This window comes from Phyllobacterium sp. T2-21 (assembly GCF_055378485.1).
Map to the genome: position 1 here is coordinate 2,681,930 of NZ_AP027912.1, position 15,667 is coordinate 2,697,596.

General features: G+C 58.1%; 16 protein-coding genes and 2 tRNA genes. 8 read left to right on the forward strand and 10 right to left on the reverse strand.

Going from position 1 to position 15,667, the window contains the following annotated elements; all coding sequences use genetic code 11:
• Positions 1 to 335: 335 nt before the first annotated feature.
• A complete protein-coding gene (locus ACZ5FP_RS13490) occupies positions 336 to 3,122 on the reverse strand; it encodes a valine--tRNA ligase (RefSeq protein ID WP_464660695.1) in 2,787 nt (928 codons plus the stop codon).
• Between the two features lie 168 nt (positions 3,123 to 3,290).
• Between ACZ5FP_RS13490 and ACZ5FP_RS13495 the strand changes: the two genes are divergently transcribed.
• Positions 3,291 to 3,632 (forward strand): hypothetical protein, encoded by a 342-nt coding sequence (locus ACZ5FP_RS13495; RefSeq protein WP_223613150.1) that lies wholly within the window; start codon positions 3,291 to 3,293, stop codon positions 3,630 to 3,632.
• A 14-nt stretch (positions 3,633 to 3,646) separates the two neighbouring features.
• Here the strand turns inward: ACZ5FP_RS13495 and ACZ5FP_RS13500 are convergent, their stop codons facing one another.
• The 3 genes from ACZ5FP_RS13500 to ACZ5FP_RS13510 form a co-directional block, all read right to left on the reverse strand.
• Positions 3,647 to 4,474 (reverse strand): PopZ family protein, encoded by an 828-nt coding sequence (locus ACZ5FP_RS13500; RefSeq protein ID WP_464660697.1) that lies wholly within the window; start codon positions 4,472 to 4,474, stop codon positions 3,647 to 3,649.
• 216 nt (positions 4,475 to 4,690) lie between these two features.
• Positions 4,691 to 6,082 (reverse strand): TolC family outer membrane protein, encoded by a 1,392-nt coding sequence (locus ACZ5FP_RS13505; protein ID WP_464660699.1) that lies wholly within the window; start codon positions 6,080 to 6,082, stop codon positions 4,691 to 4,693.
• A gap of 148 nt (positions 6,083 to 6,230) precedes the next feature.
• Entirely contained in the window at positions 6,231 to 6,905 is a 675-nt protein-coding gene (locus tag ACZ5FP_RS13510; protein ID WP_464663267.1) for a protein-L-isoaspartate O-methyltransferase family protein, read from the reverse strand.
• 573 nt (positions 6,906 to 7,478) lie between these two features.
• Here ACZ5FP_RS13510 and ACZ5FP_RS13515 point away from each other — a divergent pair.
• The 4 genes from ACZ5FP_RS13515 to ACZ5FP_RS13530 all read left to right on the forward strand — a co-directional run bounded on the left by ACZ5FP_RS13515 (position 7,479) and on the right by ACZ5FP_RS13530 (position 10,142).
• Positions 7,479 to 8,030 (forward strand): GGDEF domain-containing protein, encoded by a 552-nt coding sequence (locus ACZ5FP_RS13515; protein WP_223613146.1) that lies wholly within the window; start codon positions 7,479 to 7,481, stop codon positions 8,028 to 8,030.
• Between the two features lie 43 nt (positions 8,031 to 8,073).
• Positions 8,074 to 8,511 carry a hypothetical protein gene (locus ACZ5FP_RS13520; RefSeq protein ID WP_464660701.1) on the forward strand — a complete coding sequence of 146 codons (438 nt, stop codon included), beginning with the start codon at positions 8,074 to 8,076 and terminating at the stop codon, positions 8,509 to 8,511.
• Positions 8,512 to 8,728: 217 nt separating this feature from the next.
• On the forward strand, positions 8,729 to 8,890 hold the full coding sequence (locus ACZ5FP_RS13525; RefSeq protein ID WP_464660703.1) for a hypothetical protein: 162 nt from the start codon (positions 8,729 to 8,731) through the stop codon (positions 8,888 to 8,890).
• 502 nt (positions 8,891 to 9,392) lie between these two features.
• Positions 9,393 to 10,142 (forward strand): SDR family oxidoreductase, encoded by a 750-nt coding sequence (locus ACZ5FP_RS13530; protein ID WP_464660704.1) that lies wholly within the window; start codon positions 9,393 to 9,395, stop codon positions 10,140 to 10,142.
• A gap of 150 nt (positions 10,143 to 10,292) precedes the next feature.
• Here the strand turns inward: ACZ5FP_RS13530 and ACZ5FP_RS13535 are convergent, their stop codons facing one another.
• From ACZ5FP_RS13535 to ACZ5FP_RS13550, 4 genes are all read right to left on the reverse strand, one after another.
• Positions 10,293 to 10,784 (reverse strand): SRPBCC family protein, encoded by a 492-nt coding sequence (locus ACZ5FP_RS13535; protein ID WP_223613142.1) that lies wholly within the window; start codon positions 10,782 to 10,784, stop codon positions 10,293 to 10,295.
• Positions 10,781 to 11,119 carry an ArsR/SmtB family transcription factor gene (locus ACZ5FP_RS13540; RefSeq protein WP_404928127.1) on the reverse strand — a complete coding sequence of 113 codons (339 nt, stop codon included), beginning with the start codon at positions 11,117 to 11,119 and terminating at the stop codon, positions 10,781 to 10,783. Before ACZ5FP_RS13540 ends, ACZ5FP_RS13535 begins: the two co-directional genes overlap by 4 nt.
• 160 nt (positions 11,120 to 11,279) lie before the next feature.
• Positions 11,280 to 12,308, reverse strand: coding sequence for an Ldh family oxidoreductase (locus ACZ5FP_RS13545; protein WP_464660706.1), 1,029 nt, complete (start codon positions 12,306 to 12,308; stop codon positions 11,280 to 11,282).
• A gap of 8 nt (positions 12,309 to 12,316) precedes the next feature.
• Positions 12,317 to 12,388 (reverse strand) — tRNA-Gln (locus ACZ5FP_RS13550).
• Between the two features lie 116 nt (positions 12,389 to 12,504).
• Here ACZ5FP_RS13550 and ACZ5FP_RS13555 point away from each other — a divergent pair.
• A complete protein-coding gene (locus ACZ5FP_RS13555) occupies positions 12,505 to 13,050 on the forward strand; it encodes a hypothetical protein (protein ID WP_464660708.1) in 546 nt (181 codons plus the stop codon).
• 171 nt (positions 13,051 to 13,221) lie between these two features.
• A tRNA-Cys gene (locus ACZ5FP_RS13560) sits at positions 13,222 to 13,295 on the forward strand.
• 191 nt (positions 13,296 to 13,486) lie between these two features.
• Here the strand turns inward: ACZ5FP_RS13560 and ACZ5FP_RS13565 are convergent.
• A complete protein-coding gene (locus ACZ5FP_RS13565; protein WP_464660709.1) occupies positions 13,487 to 14,236 on the reverse strand; it encodes a GNAT family N-acetyltransferase in 750 nt (249 codons plus the stop codon).
• A 117-nt stretch (positions 14,237 to 14,353) separates the two neighbouring features.
• Here ACZ5FP_RS13565 and ACZ5FP_RS13570 point away from each other — a divergent pair, with 117 nt between their 5' ends.
• Entirely contained in the window at positions 14,354 to 15,250 is an 897-nt protein-coding gene (locus tag ACZ5FP_RS13570) for a LysR family transcriptional regulator (RefSeq protein WP_464660711.1), read from the forward strand.
• Between the two features lie 37 nt (positions 15,251 to 15,287).
• On the opposite strand, the gene ACZ5FP_RS13575 is transcribed toward ACZ5FP_RS13570, so the two are convergent.
• Complete coding sequence (locus ACZ5FP_RS13575; RefSeq protein ID WP_223613489.1) at positions 15,288 to 15,533, reverse strand: hypothetical protein; 246 nt, start codon at positions 15,531 to 15,533, stop codon at positions 15,288 to 15,290.
• Positions 15,534 to 15,667: the final 134 nt, after the last annotated feature.

Here is a 15,667-nt window from a genome sequence, read left to right on the forward strand (position 1 = left end):
CAATACGTAATAGGTAACAAAGCGGGCGAATCGTGCAACTTGTTTGCGAGAAGGCTTGTGAACAGGGGCGAAGCCCGAATTTTCAAAACATCGAAATTTCGTGATTTTTCGTCAGGAATTCCCTGATTTTTTCAGCGGCAGACCCTTGCCTGAGGTCGGAAACAGCTGATTTTCAGCAAAAAAACGGCAATGTTGCTCAAATGCAACGGCGGCCAAAAATGACCGAATTGGGGCGAAGGACTGTCGAAAATGGGGTGTGCTCCCCCGTCATTCAAGGGGAGCACAGAATAATTCAATCAAATTGAGAATCAATTAGCCCAAAAGGATTAGTTTGATCAGCCGGCTTCGCTGACACGGCGTATAGCCGTTGTAATCTTTTCGATGGATGCCTGCAGCTCGACCAGCCGCTCACGCTCCGCCTCGACAATTTCCGGCTTTGCATTGGCAACAAATTTTTCATTGCCAAGCTTCTTGCCGATCTTGTCGATTTCCTCGTTGATCTTCCCGGCTTCCTTGCCAAGGCGGGCAACTTCCGCCTTCACGTCGATCAGGCTGCCAAGCGGCAGGCATGCCGTCGCCTCGCCGATAACAAACTGCGCCGAGCCCTTGGGGGCTTCATCGGCGAGCTCGATCGTTTCGACACGCGCGCGCCATTTGATCGAAGCTTCATGGCGCACCAATCGCTCCTTGGTCACGTCACGCGCCCCCACGACCACCAGCGGCGCCGTGGCAGAGGCAGGAACATTCATTTCCGCCCGGACCGAACGGATGCCCGTCACCAGATCGATCAGCCAGTTGATATCCGCGGCGGCTTCCCCGTCGAGGAAATCCGGCTCCGGCCAGCCTGCATGGCAGAGCAGGGTATCGCGCATCTGTCCCTCGCCGGCCGTATGCGCCCAGAGCTCTTCCGTCATGAACGGCATGAACGGATGCAGCAGCTTGTAGATTTCATCGAGGACATAGGCGGCGCAGGCCTGTGCTTCCGCCTTTGCTTCCGCATCCTCGCCATTGAACACCGGCTTCAGCAATTCAATGTACCAGTCGCAGAACTGGTTCCAGACGAACCGGTATGCCGCACCGGCGGCTTCGTTGAAGCGATAGCTCGTGATGCCGTCGGTGACGTCGCGCACCGCATTGGTCAGCTCCGTCAATATCCAGCGGTTGACCGTGAGCTTTGCGTCCTGCGGCCGGAAAGCCGGATTGCGCGCAACGCCGTTCATCTCGGCGAAACGTGTCGAATTCCAGAGTTTTGTCCCGAAATTGCGATATCCGGCAATGCGGCTCGGATCGAGCTTCACGTCGCGGCCCTGTGCCGCCATGATGGCAAGCGTGAACCGCAGGGCATCGGCGCCATATTCGTCGATCAGATCCAGCGGATCGATGACGTTGCCTTTCGACTTCGACATCTTGGCGCCGTTCTTGTCGCGCACCAGCGCGTGGACATAGACGGTGTGGAACGGCTCCTCGTTCATGAAATGCAGGCCCATCATCATCATGCGGGCGACCCAGAAGAAGATGATGTCAAAACCGGTGACCAGAACATCGGTCTGATAATAGGTGGCAAGCTCCGGCGTCTTGTCCGGCCAGCCCAGTGTCGAGAACGGCCACAGCGCCGACGAGAACCAGGTGTCGAGCACGTCTTCGTCGCGCGTGAGAATATCGCCGGGTTTCAGGTCTTCGAGCAGGTTCTGCACGTGGGCCTTCATCGGTCCCTCATGCGCCAGATAATGCTGAATCGCGGCGCTGAGCGCTTCTTCCTCAGTCTTTTCAACAAAGACCTGGCCATCAGGGCCATACCACGCCGGAATCTGGTGTCCCCACCAAAGCTGGCGGGAAATCGTCCAGGGCTGGATGTTTTCCATCCACTCGAAATAGGTCTTTTCCCAGTTCTTCGGCACAAAATTGGTGCGGCCTTCGCGCACGCTGGCAATGGCTGGTTTGGCGAGTTCCGCCGCGTTCACATACCACTGGTCGGTGAGATAAGGCTCGATCGGCACGTCACCGCGGTCGCCATGCGGGACCATATGCGTGTGATCTTCGATCTTTTCGAGATAGCCGCCCTCTTCCATCATCGTGACAATCAGCTTGCGCGCAGCAAAGCGATCCTTGCCATCGAGCGCATGAATCAGCTGATCGAGATGACTCGATTTCTCCAGTCCTTCGAGGAAGTCGTTGTTATCCTTCAAGAAGATCGAAGCATCAGTATTGAGAATATTGATCTGCCGCAGATCGTTGCGCTTGCCGACTTCCGCGTCGTTGAAGTCGTGGGCGGGTGTGATCTTGACCGCGCCGGACCCGGCTTCCGGATCAGCGTAATCATCCGCAACGATGGGGATGAGGCGGCCAACCAGCGGCAGCAGGACATTATTATCGAGAACGGCATGATAGCGCTCATCGGCCGGATTAACGGCAACGCCCGTATCGCCCAGCATGGTTTCCGGCCGGGTCGTCGCAACAACGATATAGGTATGCGGGTTTTCCGGATCGAAAGCCACATTCTCGAGCGGATAGCGGAAATGCCAGAGATGGCCCTTGATTTCGCGCTGCTCGACTTCAATGTCCGAAATTGCGGTCAGCAGCTTCGGATCCCAATTGACCAGCCGCTTGTCCTTGTAGATCAGCCCCTGCTTGTAGAGCGTCACGAAAACTTCCAGAACCGCCTTCGACAGCCCCTCGTCCATGGTGAAGCGTTCGCGCGACCAGTCGCAGGACGCGCCCAGACGCTTCAACTGGCCGGCAATGATGCCGCCGGACTCGGATTTCCACTCCCACACCCGCTCCACGAACTTCTCGCGGCCCATGGCGCGGCGTCCCGGCTGCTGGCGCTCCATCAACTGGCGCTCGACGACCATCTGCGTCGCAATGCCCGCGTGGTCCATGCCCGGCTGCCACAGCACGTTCTTGCCGCGCATGCGCTCGAAGCGCACGAGAATGTCCTGAATCGTGTTGTTCAGCGCATGGCCCATGTGCAGCGAGCCGGTCACGTTCGGCGGCGGAATGACGATGGCGAAGGGATCCGCGCCGGGCTTCGAACCGGCTCCGGCCTTGAATGCGCCAGCGTCGTCCCAGCGTTCTGCGATCTTCGGCTCTATGGCCGCGGCATCATAGGTCTTCTCAAGCATGCGAATAGTCCGTCATTTTTGCGGAAAAAGGTTAGCTACGGTGTAAACCGAATGGCTGGACATAAGTCAATGATGACTTGCCGAATGTCGACGATGCAATCTTGACTTAGAAGATCGGGACGCTACCGAATGAACTGTCGCACATCGCCGACTGTTCAGGGGGAAAGCATGAAATTTTACAAGCTCATCGCAGCATGCACTGCTGTGACAATTCTGGCTGGCTGCGGGGTATCTGAAGGCCGGTATAAGGAAGTACAAGGCCTCCTGGCAAAACCCGAGAGGCAAAAAGCCGAAATAGGACACTGCTCCAATATGTTCGGCAACATGCCGATGAAAAGTCGCCAGAACATAGCCGTCATATCAGGACTGAGCGTTTCGAGCATGCCAACGATCCTGTGCAAACGACTGGTTCAAGGCATTGTCAGCGGCAAGCTCACCCGTGCTGACGTCAATTCCGTGAGCAATGGCAACCTTACGCCGGGTGCGTTCAAGGTGATTCAGGGCAGATAGCCGCTGGAACGAAATCAGCGCTTGGCGCCCCGCGCCACGCGCTCGATTTCCTCGCGCACCAGCCGCTCGACCAGATTGGGAAGATTGTTGTCGAGCCAGTCCTGCAGCAAGGGCCGCATGATTTCCTGCGCGATGTCATCGAAGGACCGGCGCTGCTCATGCTGAACGGCAAAGGAAAGGTCATTGAAAGCGGCGCTGACCTGACGTTCCGTCGCTTCCGACAGGATCGGCTCCAGCGCGCGTTCGAGATCGAGCGAAACCTCGTCGCCGATGGCAGCCTCGGATGCTTCAGGTGCCGGTGCAACCGGTTCGACTTCCGGCGCCTGATCCAATGCTTCGGCCTGAGCCTCCCGTTCGACAACCGGTACCTGCGGCGGCACGGGGACAACAGGCGTTTGAATTTCAATCATAGGTTCAGGCGCTGCAAAAGCCTCGGGCTCCGGCACGGCATAATCCGCCGGTTCGTCAATGACAGGCTCGGGGGCAACCGGGGCCTTCAATACTTCCGGCTGAGGCTCCGGCGGCGTTACAACCGCTTCGCGCTCGACAAGCTTGGACTGCAGCGGCGAGAACGGCCTGCCCAATGGCGTTTCATAGCCGTGCGGCAGCGGATGCGAAACGGCAATGCCTTCGCGCGGCGGCAGTTCCGCCTCCTCCTCGCTTGCATCATAGGCGTGAAGCGGCGTCTGGATTGCGCCGGCAGGAACGGGAACATCGGAATTGACCGGCATCGGCACACCAGCCTCTGTCCGTGTTGTATCACTCTCTTCAATGATACGACGGATCGAGGCGAGAATCTCTTCCATAGAAGGTTCACGCGCCACGCTGGAGGATTGTGCCATGATACTCTCGCCTACTACATCTTGTTTCGCTGCCGAGCAACGAATCTGCATTCAGTGTAGAGGCTTACTTTGTCTTTGAGAATCCCTGCGGCGGAGAATACGGCCTAACCCACAGACTTTTCTGGAACGGCACGCAACCGGCCATCCGCTCGTGAAAATGCCGCCGGCGTGATGACACCGGCGGCATGGGAATAGTTCCAACAACAGGTTCGAGGTCTAACGGCCGTCCGGCGTGCGCAATCCGAACCACTTGTCCTTGACGGCGTCGTAATGCTCTTCCGGCTTGTACTGGGCGACCTGCAGGCCGATCTGTTCCGGCAGCAGGCGGCCGACTGCAAGCAGAACGGCGTAGCTTGTGACAACACTGTCATGTTCAGCCTGAGCCAAGGCAATCTGCCCGGACAGAACCTGAGCCTGCTGGTTCAAGACATCGAGCGTGGTACGCTGACCAACCTTGCGTTCCTCGATAACGCCGTTCAAGGCGAGCTGGGCGGCCGAGATCACGGCTTTCTGCGCAACAATGGATGCCTTGGCGGCTTCCAGCTGCGACCATGCCTTGGCAATCGCCTGACGCACGCTGTCGCGGGTCACATCCACTTCGATCCGGCGCTGCGCGGCGGTTTCCTTGGCCTGACGGACAAGCGCCGGCGTACGGCCGCCGCTGTAGATCGGAATGGTCAGCGTAATGCCGGCCGATGCTGCAGTTCCGTCGTTCTGCGACGAGTCATTGCCCGAAAACACATCCGTGCGGGTCACACCGCCGCTCAGGCCGATCTGCGGCAGCAAGGCGCCTTCATTCGACTTCACCGAATAGCCCGCAGCGTCAAGAGCGTACTGCGTTGCGAGAATTCCCGGATGATCCTTTGCTGCAATGGCAAAGGCCGAGTCCATCGATTTCGGCAGGTGCTTTGAGGCAATGCTCGCCGGCTTCAGCCCTGTCGGCGCTGCGCCGACAATCTGGATATAGGTGGCTTCAGCGGTTTTGACGTCTGAACGGGCGACGTTCAACGTGGCCACTGCCGAGGCCTTCTGTGCTTCGGCCTGGGCAACGTCCGTGCGGGTGCCTTCTCCGACATCGAAACGCGCACGGGCAGCGCGCAGCTGTTCGTCAAGAAACTCCAGGTTCTTCTGACGCAGAACCACGATCTGCCGGAACATGTACACATCCATGTAGGCCTGCGCAGCGCTGAACAGCAGATTCTGTGTGTTGTTGCGCAGGTTTTCACGGGCGGCCAGAACCTGGGTCTTGGCCGACGCGACGTTGTTCTTGGTCTGGAAACCGTCAAACAGCGTCTGATTGAGGGAGATGCCGAATGTACCGACATTCGAGTTGCTGGTGCTGCCCCCATCAATCCGGCGTGAAGAAGCCGTCAAACCGGCTGTCGCCGAAACTGTCGGGCGATAGCCGGATTTGGCGATCGCAACGCCCTCATCCGTCACCCGCACACCGGCGCGATCAGCATTGAGGGTCGAATTGTTGTCATACGCCTTGGACATCGCGCCAAAGATCGTTTCTGCCATTGAAGGCGCAGAGGTCAAGACCGTCGCCGACAGCAGTGCTGCGGTGAGTACTCGCTTACCCGGTATGAACACCATAAACCCCTTCATTCTCTAAAACTTGGAAACCCCAGACCGAACCGATTGGTTCGACCACATGTCGTTCATTCGCTTTCAATTTGCAAGATGACCCACCGGCACATTTTTCGATATGCGAACAAAGTGGTCAACCGTTGCACTTTTGTCTCATGTGCGACACTCAAAATTCGAACTCAGGCACCCTCTCAAAACCGGGAAGCGGCTTCACGGCAGAGTTGAAAGCAGGACGGCCCGATACTACCCCGTCATTCTTGACATAAATCATGGCCTGACCGGAATTGCCCGCGCCTTCAACGGCAACGAGGCGTCCCCCATCCTTCAGCTGGTCAAACAATGGACCAGGAACATGATCAATGCCACCCTCAAACAGAATCACATCATAGGGCGCTTCCGCAGCATACCCTTTTTGCAGCGGCGTGCTAACCACCACCACATTATCATAACCAAGCTGCCCCAATGTGGCAGTCGCCTGCTCGGCAAGAGTCTGGTCGTTTTCAATCGCGATCACCGATCCGGCGATGCGCGAAAGCACCCCGGCCGAGTATCCGGTTGCGCAACCGACATCGAGAACCACATCCTCGGGCTGGACATTGGCCAATTGCACAAGCTTGGCGAAAGGCGAAGGCTGCATCAGGTAACGCGCACCCGATTCCGCGGTTGCACCCAACACCAGAACATCCTCGTCGATATAGGCGAGTGGCTGACGGACGCTTGGCACGAATTTTTCGCGGGGAACATCGAGGAAGGCCTGAAGCAACGGTTTGTCGGTCACATCAGTCGTACGCAACTGATTGTCGACCATCTTGATGCGAAGATCTTCAAAGTTCAGCGTCATGGTCCACAAGCTTTCCTGGCAAGGCACTTGCAACACAGAGCGCTTGCAAGCGCGTAACTGGCTCCTGCCGGATGATTTCAGCAGAAGCAATAATTTAGGACAGGATGTGGCAAAAAATTAAGCCACCGTCAATCAATGTCTGCCGTGGCGAGGCAACACACGGGCCATTTGCATGCAAATATCGCATCTTTCTCGCGCAGCGTAATCTTTGTGCAACTCTTGTCGCATTATTTCAGGGGCAAATCACCGGCAACAGCCTGTTATCAAGCGATTCTTTCACCGCGGCGGACATGAGATTCGCAACGACGGATACCCCCGGCAGAAGGCCCGGCAACCGCGGGACAGGCCCCGCGCGGCATTGAAAGAGGGTGGCCTGTTGCAGCGCAAGAAAGAGGTGTCGAATTGATCGAAAATTCGTGGTAAAGTAGCGAAAGTAAAGTCCCTTTTATTTACCTTGCCATTGTTTTCCGCTCACGCATGCACCCAATTCTGTTATTGAACTGACAGCAAGCACCTGCCATTGTCACAAGCAGGCAGAAGGAATCGGTAAGCGGCGATAGGAATTATGCGTAAATGATTGATTTCAAAGGACTAGGCGATTTCCCCGTCAGTCACGACGAACTCACCGGACTGGCCGACAGGGATGCGCTCGAAGAACATCTTGATAGTCTTTGCGCATCGTACGGCGAAAGTGACTTCGTCGACCGCATTGAATTTGCCATTCTCTGCATCGATATTGACAACTTCAAGATCATCAATGAACAACATGGCCGCAGCGAAGGCGATAACCTTCTAAAACTGGTTGCTGACCGGCTTCAGTCCTGTCTGCGCAAGAACGATGTTGTGTATCGTCTTGGTGGCGACGAGTTTGCAATTGTGCTGGTCCAGGTAACGTCTGAAGAAACTGCCCGCGTTGCCGACCGGATCATCGGATCGATCTCGCAGCCCTATGATTTGGGCGGCGATGCACCGATCCGGATAACCGCAACGATCGGCGCGGCTCTGGCCCCGCGTGACGGACAGACGCCGGAGAGCCTGCTCTGGTGTGGCGATGCGGCACTCTACATCGCCAAGAACGCCGGCAGAGGCGTCTATCGCCGCTATTCCGAACGCCGCTCCAGTTAGTTGTGCGCACCGGCCCGGCAGCTTTCATAGGGGTGCTCCAGCAATGACCCACTCCATGCACCCAAGGGAACGGGAAGCTTTCGATCAGGCCAATGAAGGCATTCGTCTCGGCGCAGCCGGCGACCATCTGCACGCGGTCAAACACTGGGAAAAGGCTTCGCGCATCGCGGACGAGCACCTGCAAGGGACGGATATCAACTTCTGGATCAAAAGCGGCTATGGCGCCGCGCTCTTCGACGTCGATCAATATGACGAAAGCATCGCAACATCCGAAATTGCCCGTCAATGGTGCCTCGGCCACGGACAACCGCTGGCATCGCTTTCCATCGCGCGGTCTTATCTCGCCCTCGGCCAGACCGCGACTGCGCGCCCGTATCTGCGCGAAATCCACAGCCTGATCGGCAATGATATATTCCCGGCGTTCAAAGATTCAGACGCGGACAATATCCGCAATGCGCTCTCATCAGACGATAAAAACTGAAATAAGCGGAGCAGTAACAATACTTTAAATCGATTTTACTGACCATTTTGCAGTGGAGTGCAAATGGCATCACATCACTTGTTGAAAATTGAAATTAAAATCTCCGTCATCTCCGCTAATTTTGTAATAGACCGTCGCAATTGTTGATTTGAACTGCGGAACTCTTGCCTATTTGGATCGTTATCACGTCCGGCAATTCAATTCGGAGCATGAGAGAATGACGATCAAGACCGTTCCACAGGAAGTCTACCAGCGCCACGAGCGCGAATGGCAGCTGCTTCGCGAGGCTTTGGCCAAGAACAAATCCGCAAGCGAATCCCAACCGATCGCTGCGGCCAGCCGCCCCGCAGATCTGGTTCCCGGCGCCTTCCCTCAATAACCCCGTCTGTTGATTCGAACCCGCATGGCCCACAGCAATGGCCGTGCGGGTTTTGCTTTGCCGGCATGCAGGCCAGACACCGCAATGTGCTATCCGCGGGGAGCGAGCATCCGCATGCCAGGCGTCCAGCAGCGTCTTGACAAGCACGATATGTGGGCCTAGTTGGCAAATTACAGTTGCGCGTGCAGCCAGCTGTCGTAGGCGTTACCGTCATCCAACGCGTCCTTTGTCGAGAGGATCCCAGCAGGGAGTTCTCGGTCCAAGAGGCGCTTATGGTATGACATCGTTTTCCCCACCTCCCATTTCCGGCCGTTCGACGGCTCCAGCTGTGTTCCCGGCATCGGGCATGCTGCGGCGCAATGTCGTGCGGCCCGAGCAACGGGGAGCCGTTCGGCAAAACCCTTTCTTCCATTGGCGCCAACACCTCGAGACAGAGGCCGGAACACGGTCAGACCGTCGGCCTCACGTCCGGATTGAAACCAAGGAGCAACATGATATGCAAATGACCGGCAATACGATCCTCATCACCGGCGGCACCAGCGGCATCGGGCGCGCACTGGCTGAAGCGTTCCACGACCGCGGCAACCGCGTCATCATCACGGGACGGCGCGCATCCCTGCTTGAAGAGATTACGGCCGCCCGGCCGGGTCTGGTGGGACTCCCGCTTGATCTCGGTGATCCGGACTCGTTGGCTCATCTTGTCAGCGAGGTTCGCACACGCTTTCCCGCGCTTAACATGCTCATCGCGAATGCCGGCATCTCGCGGCCGGAGGACATGACGACGGATGACTGGGACATTTCCGCCGCTCAGTCGATCGTCGAGACGAACATCCTGGGCGTGCTGCGCGTGACGGCGGCGTTCCTGCCGCTGCTTAAAACCCGGCCCGGCGCGACGATCCTCGCGACCAGTTCAAACCTCGCCTTCATTCCCCGCACCGACTTTCCGACCTATTGCGCCAGCAAGGCCTTCCTGCACTCGTGGCTGCAGTCGCTGCGTCACCAGCTCCGCAATATTCCGGTCGGCGTGCTTGAGCTGGCACCGCCTTATGTTCAGACGGAATTGACCGGCGACCGGCAGGCATCCGATCCCCGCGCCATGCCGGTTGCCGCCTATGTAACCGAGGTCATGCACTTGCTGGAGGCGGAAAACTATCCGAGAGGCGAAGTTCTGGTCGAACGCGACCGTGCCCGGCGCTCGGCGGAGCGGGAGGGCCGCTACGATGAGACTTTTGCCGCAATGAACCCGTCTTAAAGCACCTATAGGACATTGAAATGAGAGGCCCGGCATCTCATGAAAGCCGGGCCGTGCGCTGCTCGCGGCTCTGTTAACGCCACGCTTCCGGCGTTCAACGCAACCGGCAACGCGCCGGATACGTTGAACGCCGATATGGTCAAAAAGCCCTCAGGAGTGCATGCGTCCGGTCTTGATGTATTCCACCATCTGGCTGACCACGGTGCCCCAGCCTTCGTGAAAACCCATCTCTTCATGCTTCTTGCGGTTGGATTCATCGCCATGAATGGCGATCGCACGGTAGAGCGTGCCGTTTCCGTTGCGCGCCAGGTCCAGTGTGGCTGTGAAGAACGGATTGGCTGACGGCCGGTAACCGCCGATCAGCGCGTCGGTGATGACCAGGCGTTCGTGCGGTTTCACTTCGAGATAGCAATGGGTATTGGGATACTCCTGGCCATCCGGCGAGCGCATCGTGAAATTGACTGTCCCGCCGGGCCGCAGGTCAATGTCACAGGCCGTGATCGTCCACGGTTTTGGCGCGAACCACTGGCGCAGATGCTCCGGTGTCGTCCAGGCGCGCCATACGAGCTCCACCGGGACGTCGAGGTCGCGTTCAAGCACGAGATCGAGTTTGGGATTGATCGTGATGTCGGGTAGCTTCATTTGGATTCTTCCTCCTTGAGTTTCATGAGATAACTGTCCAGTTGATCGAGACGGCGTTTCCACAGCACGCGCTGGCGCCCAAGCCAGTCTTCCGCAAGCTTGAGCCGTTCCGCCTCGAGTTCGTAGGTCCGGACGCGTCCGGTCTTGTGTGACCGTACCAGGCCACTTCCCTCCAGCACTTTCAGGTGCTCGACGAAAGACGGCAGCGCCATGCCGTAGGGCGCTGCGAGCTCGGATACCGAAGCGGGGCGGACGGTAAGCCGTTCGAGTACATCGCGCCGCGTCGCGTCGGACAGCGCGCGGAAAATATGATCCACGACTGCCGGATCGGGCATGGGCTGGCGTGGCGGCATGCCGCCGCCGGTCTGTGGTATCATGGCCCCCTCCTTTGAAAGCACCCGTGTCCATCTGAATGGAAACGGGTTATAGGTCGGATAAAAACTTAGGTCAATCCCTTAGTATTGCCCGACGACAGCGGACCGTTTCCGCAGGCATTCAATCCCGGGCGAGCGAACGAAGGCTAAAGGCCTCCAAAGCGTTGAGCAGATCAACCGGCAGATCAATCGATGGCAGGACAGGCGCGCGACCCGGAATATGAATGCCTTTGCTGTGCAGCCGGTCCAGCTGGGCGGCAAGACGTGCCGGGAAATCTGGAGCAAGCAAATTGGGTTGTATGGCAAAAACAAACAACCCTACCCCTGGCGAAAGAGCGCCTTGCGAAAAGGATGGTGCATCAAGAGACCAATTGGAACCAGTCAATCCTGCGGCAAGCGTTTCAACCATCAGTGCAATATTCGCACCTCGTGTGCCGCCAAAGGCAAGGAGTACGCCCCGCATCGCTTCACCGGCATCTGTCGTGGAACTGCCTTGGGCGTCTATAGCCCATCCCTCAGGTATCTGTTCTCCCTGTTCGGCAAGTTGCCTTATGGTGACGAAAGCTGTGGCGCTGGAAGCTTGATCAATCACCAGCGGACGCGAATCCTCGCTTGGCGCGGCAAAAGCAAGGGGATTGGTGCCAAACACGGCCTCACGGCTCTTTCCCGATGCCATCAGGGCAGGACTGTTCGTTGCCGCGAATGCGACCAATCCGGCATCCGCAAGACGCCTGACATAATATCCCAGCTCACCTGTTGTATAGCTGTTGTGCAGGGCGAGCGCCGCGAGCCCAAATGTACGCGACCGCGTGACCAATTCATCGATCACAAGATCAAATCCAAGATGCGCTATTCCCCCCGCGGCATCAACGCGAATAAGTGCAGGTGCTGGAAATGCAACCTCCGGTTCGGCATTGCCGTTGATGCGCCCCTCCGAATATGCGGCCAGATAATCCAGAAGATGCCGAAACCCCACGGCGCTGCGTCCGTTGCATTCAGCGGCAACGGTTGCATCTGCAAGTGCATTTGCGTTTGCACTGCTTGCCCCTACGGAAATACAGGCCCGCCGGGCAAGCGCTTTCGCATCGTCAATCGTTATTTCCAATTGGCTTCCTCTCCGCTGGATTCGAATTACCGGCTTGAAATCCACCCATATGATGGTTCGCGCTCATGGGCTCGAGCCACGATTCCCGCCTTCAAAGGGCGGTGTCCTGCCATTAGACGAGGCGGGATTATGACCGATTGGTACTGTGTGAACCCTTACCTGTAAAGCAGTCGAAGCGCTGTGTTCTGAGCGCATGTATAATTGAACTTGACCATAATCTGTGATCCAGTCGGGGGAACAGATGGCAGGAACCCTTGACGCGATGAACGTGAGTGAAATTTTGCCGTTTCTTGGACATACCGAGCAAAGCGCTGGGCTCTCCAGTCTTCTCTTATCTGCCGGGTTTGATGTTGCCCAGATGCAGGGCCGCGTGCAGCGTGGGCACGGTGTCGGGCATCTTGAACTCAAGCCCCTCGGCATCGAACTCGCCTTCCAATTTCACTCCGATTACAAAGAGACCTATGGAACACCAGAGGATGAAGGAAAGGCGGTTCTGTCGGGTGTCTTTGCCTATGACAAAGCCAAGAAGGATCGAAAGGCCTATAATGGCCCTGTTCCCTTCACCCGCGGTCCCCTTCGCAACCGTTCCGATGCACTGCGCGAATTCGGAGTTCCGTATCACACGGAACAGGACGACGACGAAATCGATTGGGATTACTGGTTCAAGGGTGGCGTACAGGTCGGTGCGTTCTATCGGCCAGACACCACTATAGAACACCTATCCTTTTCCGTACCATTCAAGACCACTCTCGAAAGGCTGAACCGCCCCCATACCAATAGCGATTGATCTGGCGTGGCCGGGCATGCGGCGACAGCATTGCCGTTTTGGCTGATCGCGGCCATATGGCGGTAGCGGAAGGATTTTGTCTGGAATGACTTGACGCCGCTGACTTCGTCTCATAGACAACGGCACCGGAGATTCACAGGCTTGTGTCTTGTGTATTGTCTCCAGTGACGAGGCCTCGTGGCGGAGTGGTTACGCAGAGGACTGCAAATCCTTGCACCCCGGTTCGATTCCGGGCGAGGCCTCCAAATTATCCTTCAAACTGTATATCCCGACGTCAATGCGTCAGCGGATGGCGCACGGCCGGTTGCGTGATCCGGCTGGAAATTTGCCGTGCACAGGTGCGGGCGGTGCACTGGTGGGACAGGCGTATCGGGCATAAGCAAGTTCGATCAAGCCCCAATACGGTTCATCGGCACCCGCATCGAGAACGCCCCTTCTAAGCCGGGAAAGTCCCGTCACCCTGCCCCAGCGGCCTTTGCATCAACACCGTATCGACCCATTGGCCGAACTTGAAGCCGGCGGAGCGCAGCGTCCCAACCGGCTCGAACCCAAGCCGCTCGTGCAGCTTCAGCGACCCCGTATTGCCGCTGTTGCCGATGATGGCCACCATCTGCCGCCAATTGCCCGCCTCGCACCGCCGGATCAGCTCGCCGAGCAGCAGCGACCCTATCCCGCGGCCGGCCATGCCGTTGGCGATATAAACCGAATCCTCCACCGTGAAACGGTAGGCGAGGCGTGGCCGGTAGAGCGTTGCATAGCAGTATCCCACGACGCGTCCGTTCGCCTCAGCCACCAGATACGGCAGCCCCGCAGCGAGCACGCCCGCCCTGCGCGCCGCCATCTCGTCCACCGCAGGCACCTCCAGTTCAAAGGAAGCGATGCCATTGAGCACGTGATAGGCATAGATGGCCTGTATCGGGTTCATATCGCGGTCTTCCGCAGCGCGCACCTGCACGGAGGCGGATTCAAGAGGCGAGGTTTTTTCTGCAAGTAATTGATTATCCAATGAATGTTTCTCCGGTTTTCCGCGCCGGACATCGGTCGGCGTCAGGCCGATATCCCGCAACAAGTGGGGTTCGAGCTCCCGCAGCGCCTCGAGCTGATGGTGGCGCGATTGCGGCGCGGCCGTGAGATAGCAATCCACCCGATGCAACAATGTGCGGATTCTGCCTGCTCGAATGCTCACACGCTGTCTCCCGCGCCTGGTTTTTGCCCCTGCTTGCCAAGGAACCCGGTGGCATTCTGCATCACAGAAGATATAAAAGAAGCTTTGAACGCCTATACGAACTATAAGGAAAGCTTTGTGTCTTCCCTCAGCCTCGATCAACTGGCCACCTTCGTCGAAGTCATCGAGCTCGGCAGCTTTTCCGCCGCCGCCGACCGGTTGAACATCAGCCAGCCGGCCGTGAGCCTGCAGGTGCGGCAGCTGGAAAAGCGGCTTGGCGTCCGCCTGATCGAACGAATCGGCCGCAAAGCCACCCCCACCGCCGCCGGTACCGAGCTTCTTGCCCATGCGGGGCGTATCAACAGGGAGGTTTCGGGCGCCCTGGATGCCATGGCCAGATACACGACTGAGACCATCGGGCGCGTGCGGCTGGGAACCGGAGCCACGGCCTGCATCTATCTGCTCCCGCCGCTCCTGCGCAGCCTGCGGCAAGGGTTTCCGTCGCTGGATATCACCGTCAGCACCGGCAACACGCCGGACATGGTCAAGGCGGTGGAAGACAATGTGCTCGACATTGCGCTGGTGACGATGCCCGCCTCCGGCCGGATGCTGGAAATAAAATCGATCCTGCGCGACGAATTCGTTGCCGTCGCCCCCGCCGGCGTGGTCATGCCGCCGGAGGTGACGGCGGCGGAACTGTCGAAGAATCCGCTGATTCTGTTTGAACCGTCAGGCAATACCCGGCGGATCATCGACCGCTGGTTTGAACAAAGTGGCGTAAGCCTGCAGCCGGTCATGTCGCTGGGCAGCGTCGAGGCCATCAAGGAACTGGTGCGCGCGGGGCTGGGATGGGCCATCTTGCCCGCCATGTCGGTGCGTGACCCGGAACAGCGGCGGCCTTTTACCGTGCGCCCGCTGATGCCGCACCTGCATCGGGAACTCGCGCTGATCATTCGCCACGACAAGACGGTCACACGCGGCCTGCGCGCACTGATCGCCGCCATCACCGAAGCCGGGACGCGCCGGCGCCTCTAAGGGACAGCATTGCAAGGGCGTGCCGGTTCCAGGCGAATCAGGCTTTGCTGTTCGCCGCAGCCCGGCTGCCTTTCCAGCGGCGGCCGAACTTCACTTCCAGCTGCCGGCGCTTGCGCCGGACCAGCGCAGAATCATGCGACAGCACCACAAGCCCCAGCGGAATCATCCAAAAACCCAGAATCGGCAGAAAACCGAGTGTTCCCCCGGCAATGAGCGCACCGCCGAGCGTGCGACGCATTGCCACCGATTGTGGAATGGGCACATGGCGGCCAAAGATGCGCATATGCCGGCGCTTTGGCGTGGCGGAATGCTCGTGGGCAGCATTAGGCCCATGATTACTGGCGTTTTCGGGGCGTTCGGTCACGCGGTTGCTCGTCCTTTCCGTGTTCAACAGACCCGGGATGTAGGAACGCAAAA

Excerpts from the sequence above, each read along its gene's own strand:
- ACZ5FP_RS13490 (WP_464660695.1), bottom strand. The coding sequence starts at position 3,122 with ATGCTTGAGAAGACCTATGATGCCGCGGCCATAGAGCCGAAGATCGCA.
- ACZ5FP_RS13495 (WP_223613150.1), top strand. The coding sequence starts at position 3,291 with ATGAAATTTTACAAGCTCATCGCAGCATGCACTGCTGTGACAATTCTG.
- ACZ5FP_RS13500 (WP_464660697.1), bottom strand. The coding sequence starts at position 4,474 with ATGGCACAATCCTCCAGCGTGGCGCGTGAACCTTCTATGGAAGAGATT.
- ACZ5FP_RS13505 (WP_464660699.1), bottom strand. The coding sequence starts at position 6,082 with ATGAAGGGGTTTATGGTGTTCATACCGGGTAAGCGAGTACTCACCGCA.
- ACZ5FP_RS13510 (WP_464663267.1), bottom strand. The coding sequence starts at position 6,905 with ATGACGCTGAACTTTGAAGATCTTCGCATCAAGATGGTCGACAATCAG.
- ACZ5FP_RS13515 (WP_223613146.1), top strand. The coding sequence starts at position 7,479 with ATGATTGATTTCAAAGGACTAGGCGATTTCCCCGTCAGTCACGACGAA.
- ACZ5FP_RS13520 (WP_464660701.1), top strand. The coding sequence starts at position 8,074 with ATGACCCACTCCATGCACCCAAGGGAACGGGAAGCTTTCGATCAGGCC.
- ACZ5FP_RS13525 (WP_464660703.1), top strand. The coding sequence starts at position 8,729 with ATGACGATCAAGACCGTTCCACAGGAAGTCTACCAGCGCCACGAGCGC.
- ACZ5FP_RS13530 (WP_464660704.1), top strand. The coding sequence starts at position 9,393 with ATGACCGGCAATACGATCCTCATCACCGGCGGCACCAGCGGCATCGGG.
- ACZ5FP_RS13535 (WP_223613142.1), bottom strand. The coding sequence starts at position 10,784 with ATGAAGCTACCCGACATCACGATCAATCCCAAACTCGATCTCGTGCTT.
- ACZ5FP_RS13540 (WP_404928127.1), bottom strand. The coding sequence starts at position 11,119 with ATGCCCGATCCGGCAGTCGTGGATCATATTTTCCGCGCGCTGTCCGAC.
- ACZ5FP_RS13555 (WP_464660708.1), top strand. The coding sequence starts at position 12,505 with ATGGCAGGAACCCTTGACGCGATGAACGTGAGTGAAATTTTGCCGTTT.
- ACZ5FP_RS13575 (WP_223613489.1), bottom strand. The coding sequence starts at position 15,533 with ATGCGCATCTTTGGCCGCCATGTGCCCATTCCACAATCGGTGGCAATG.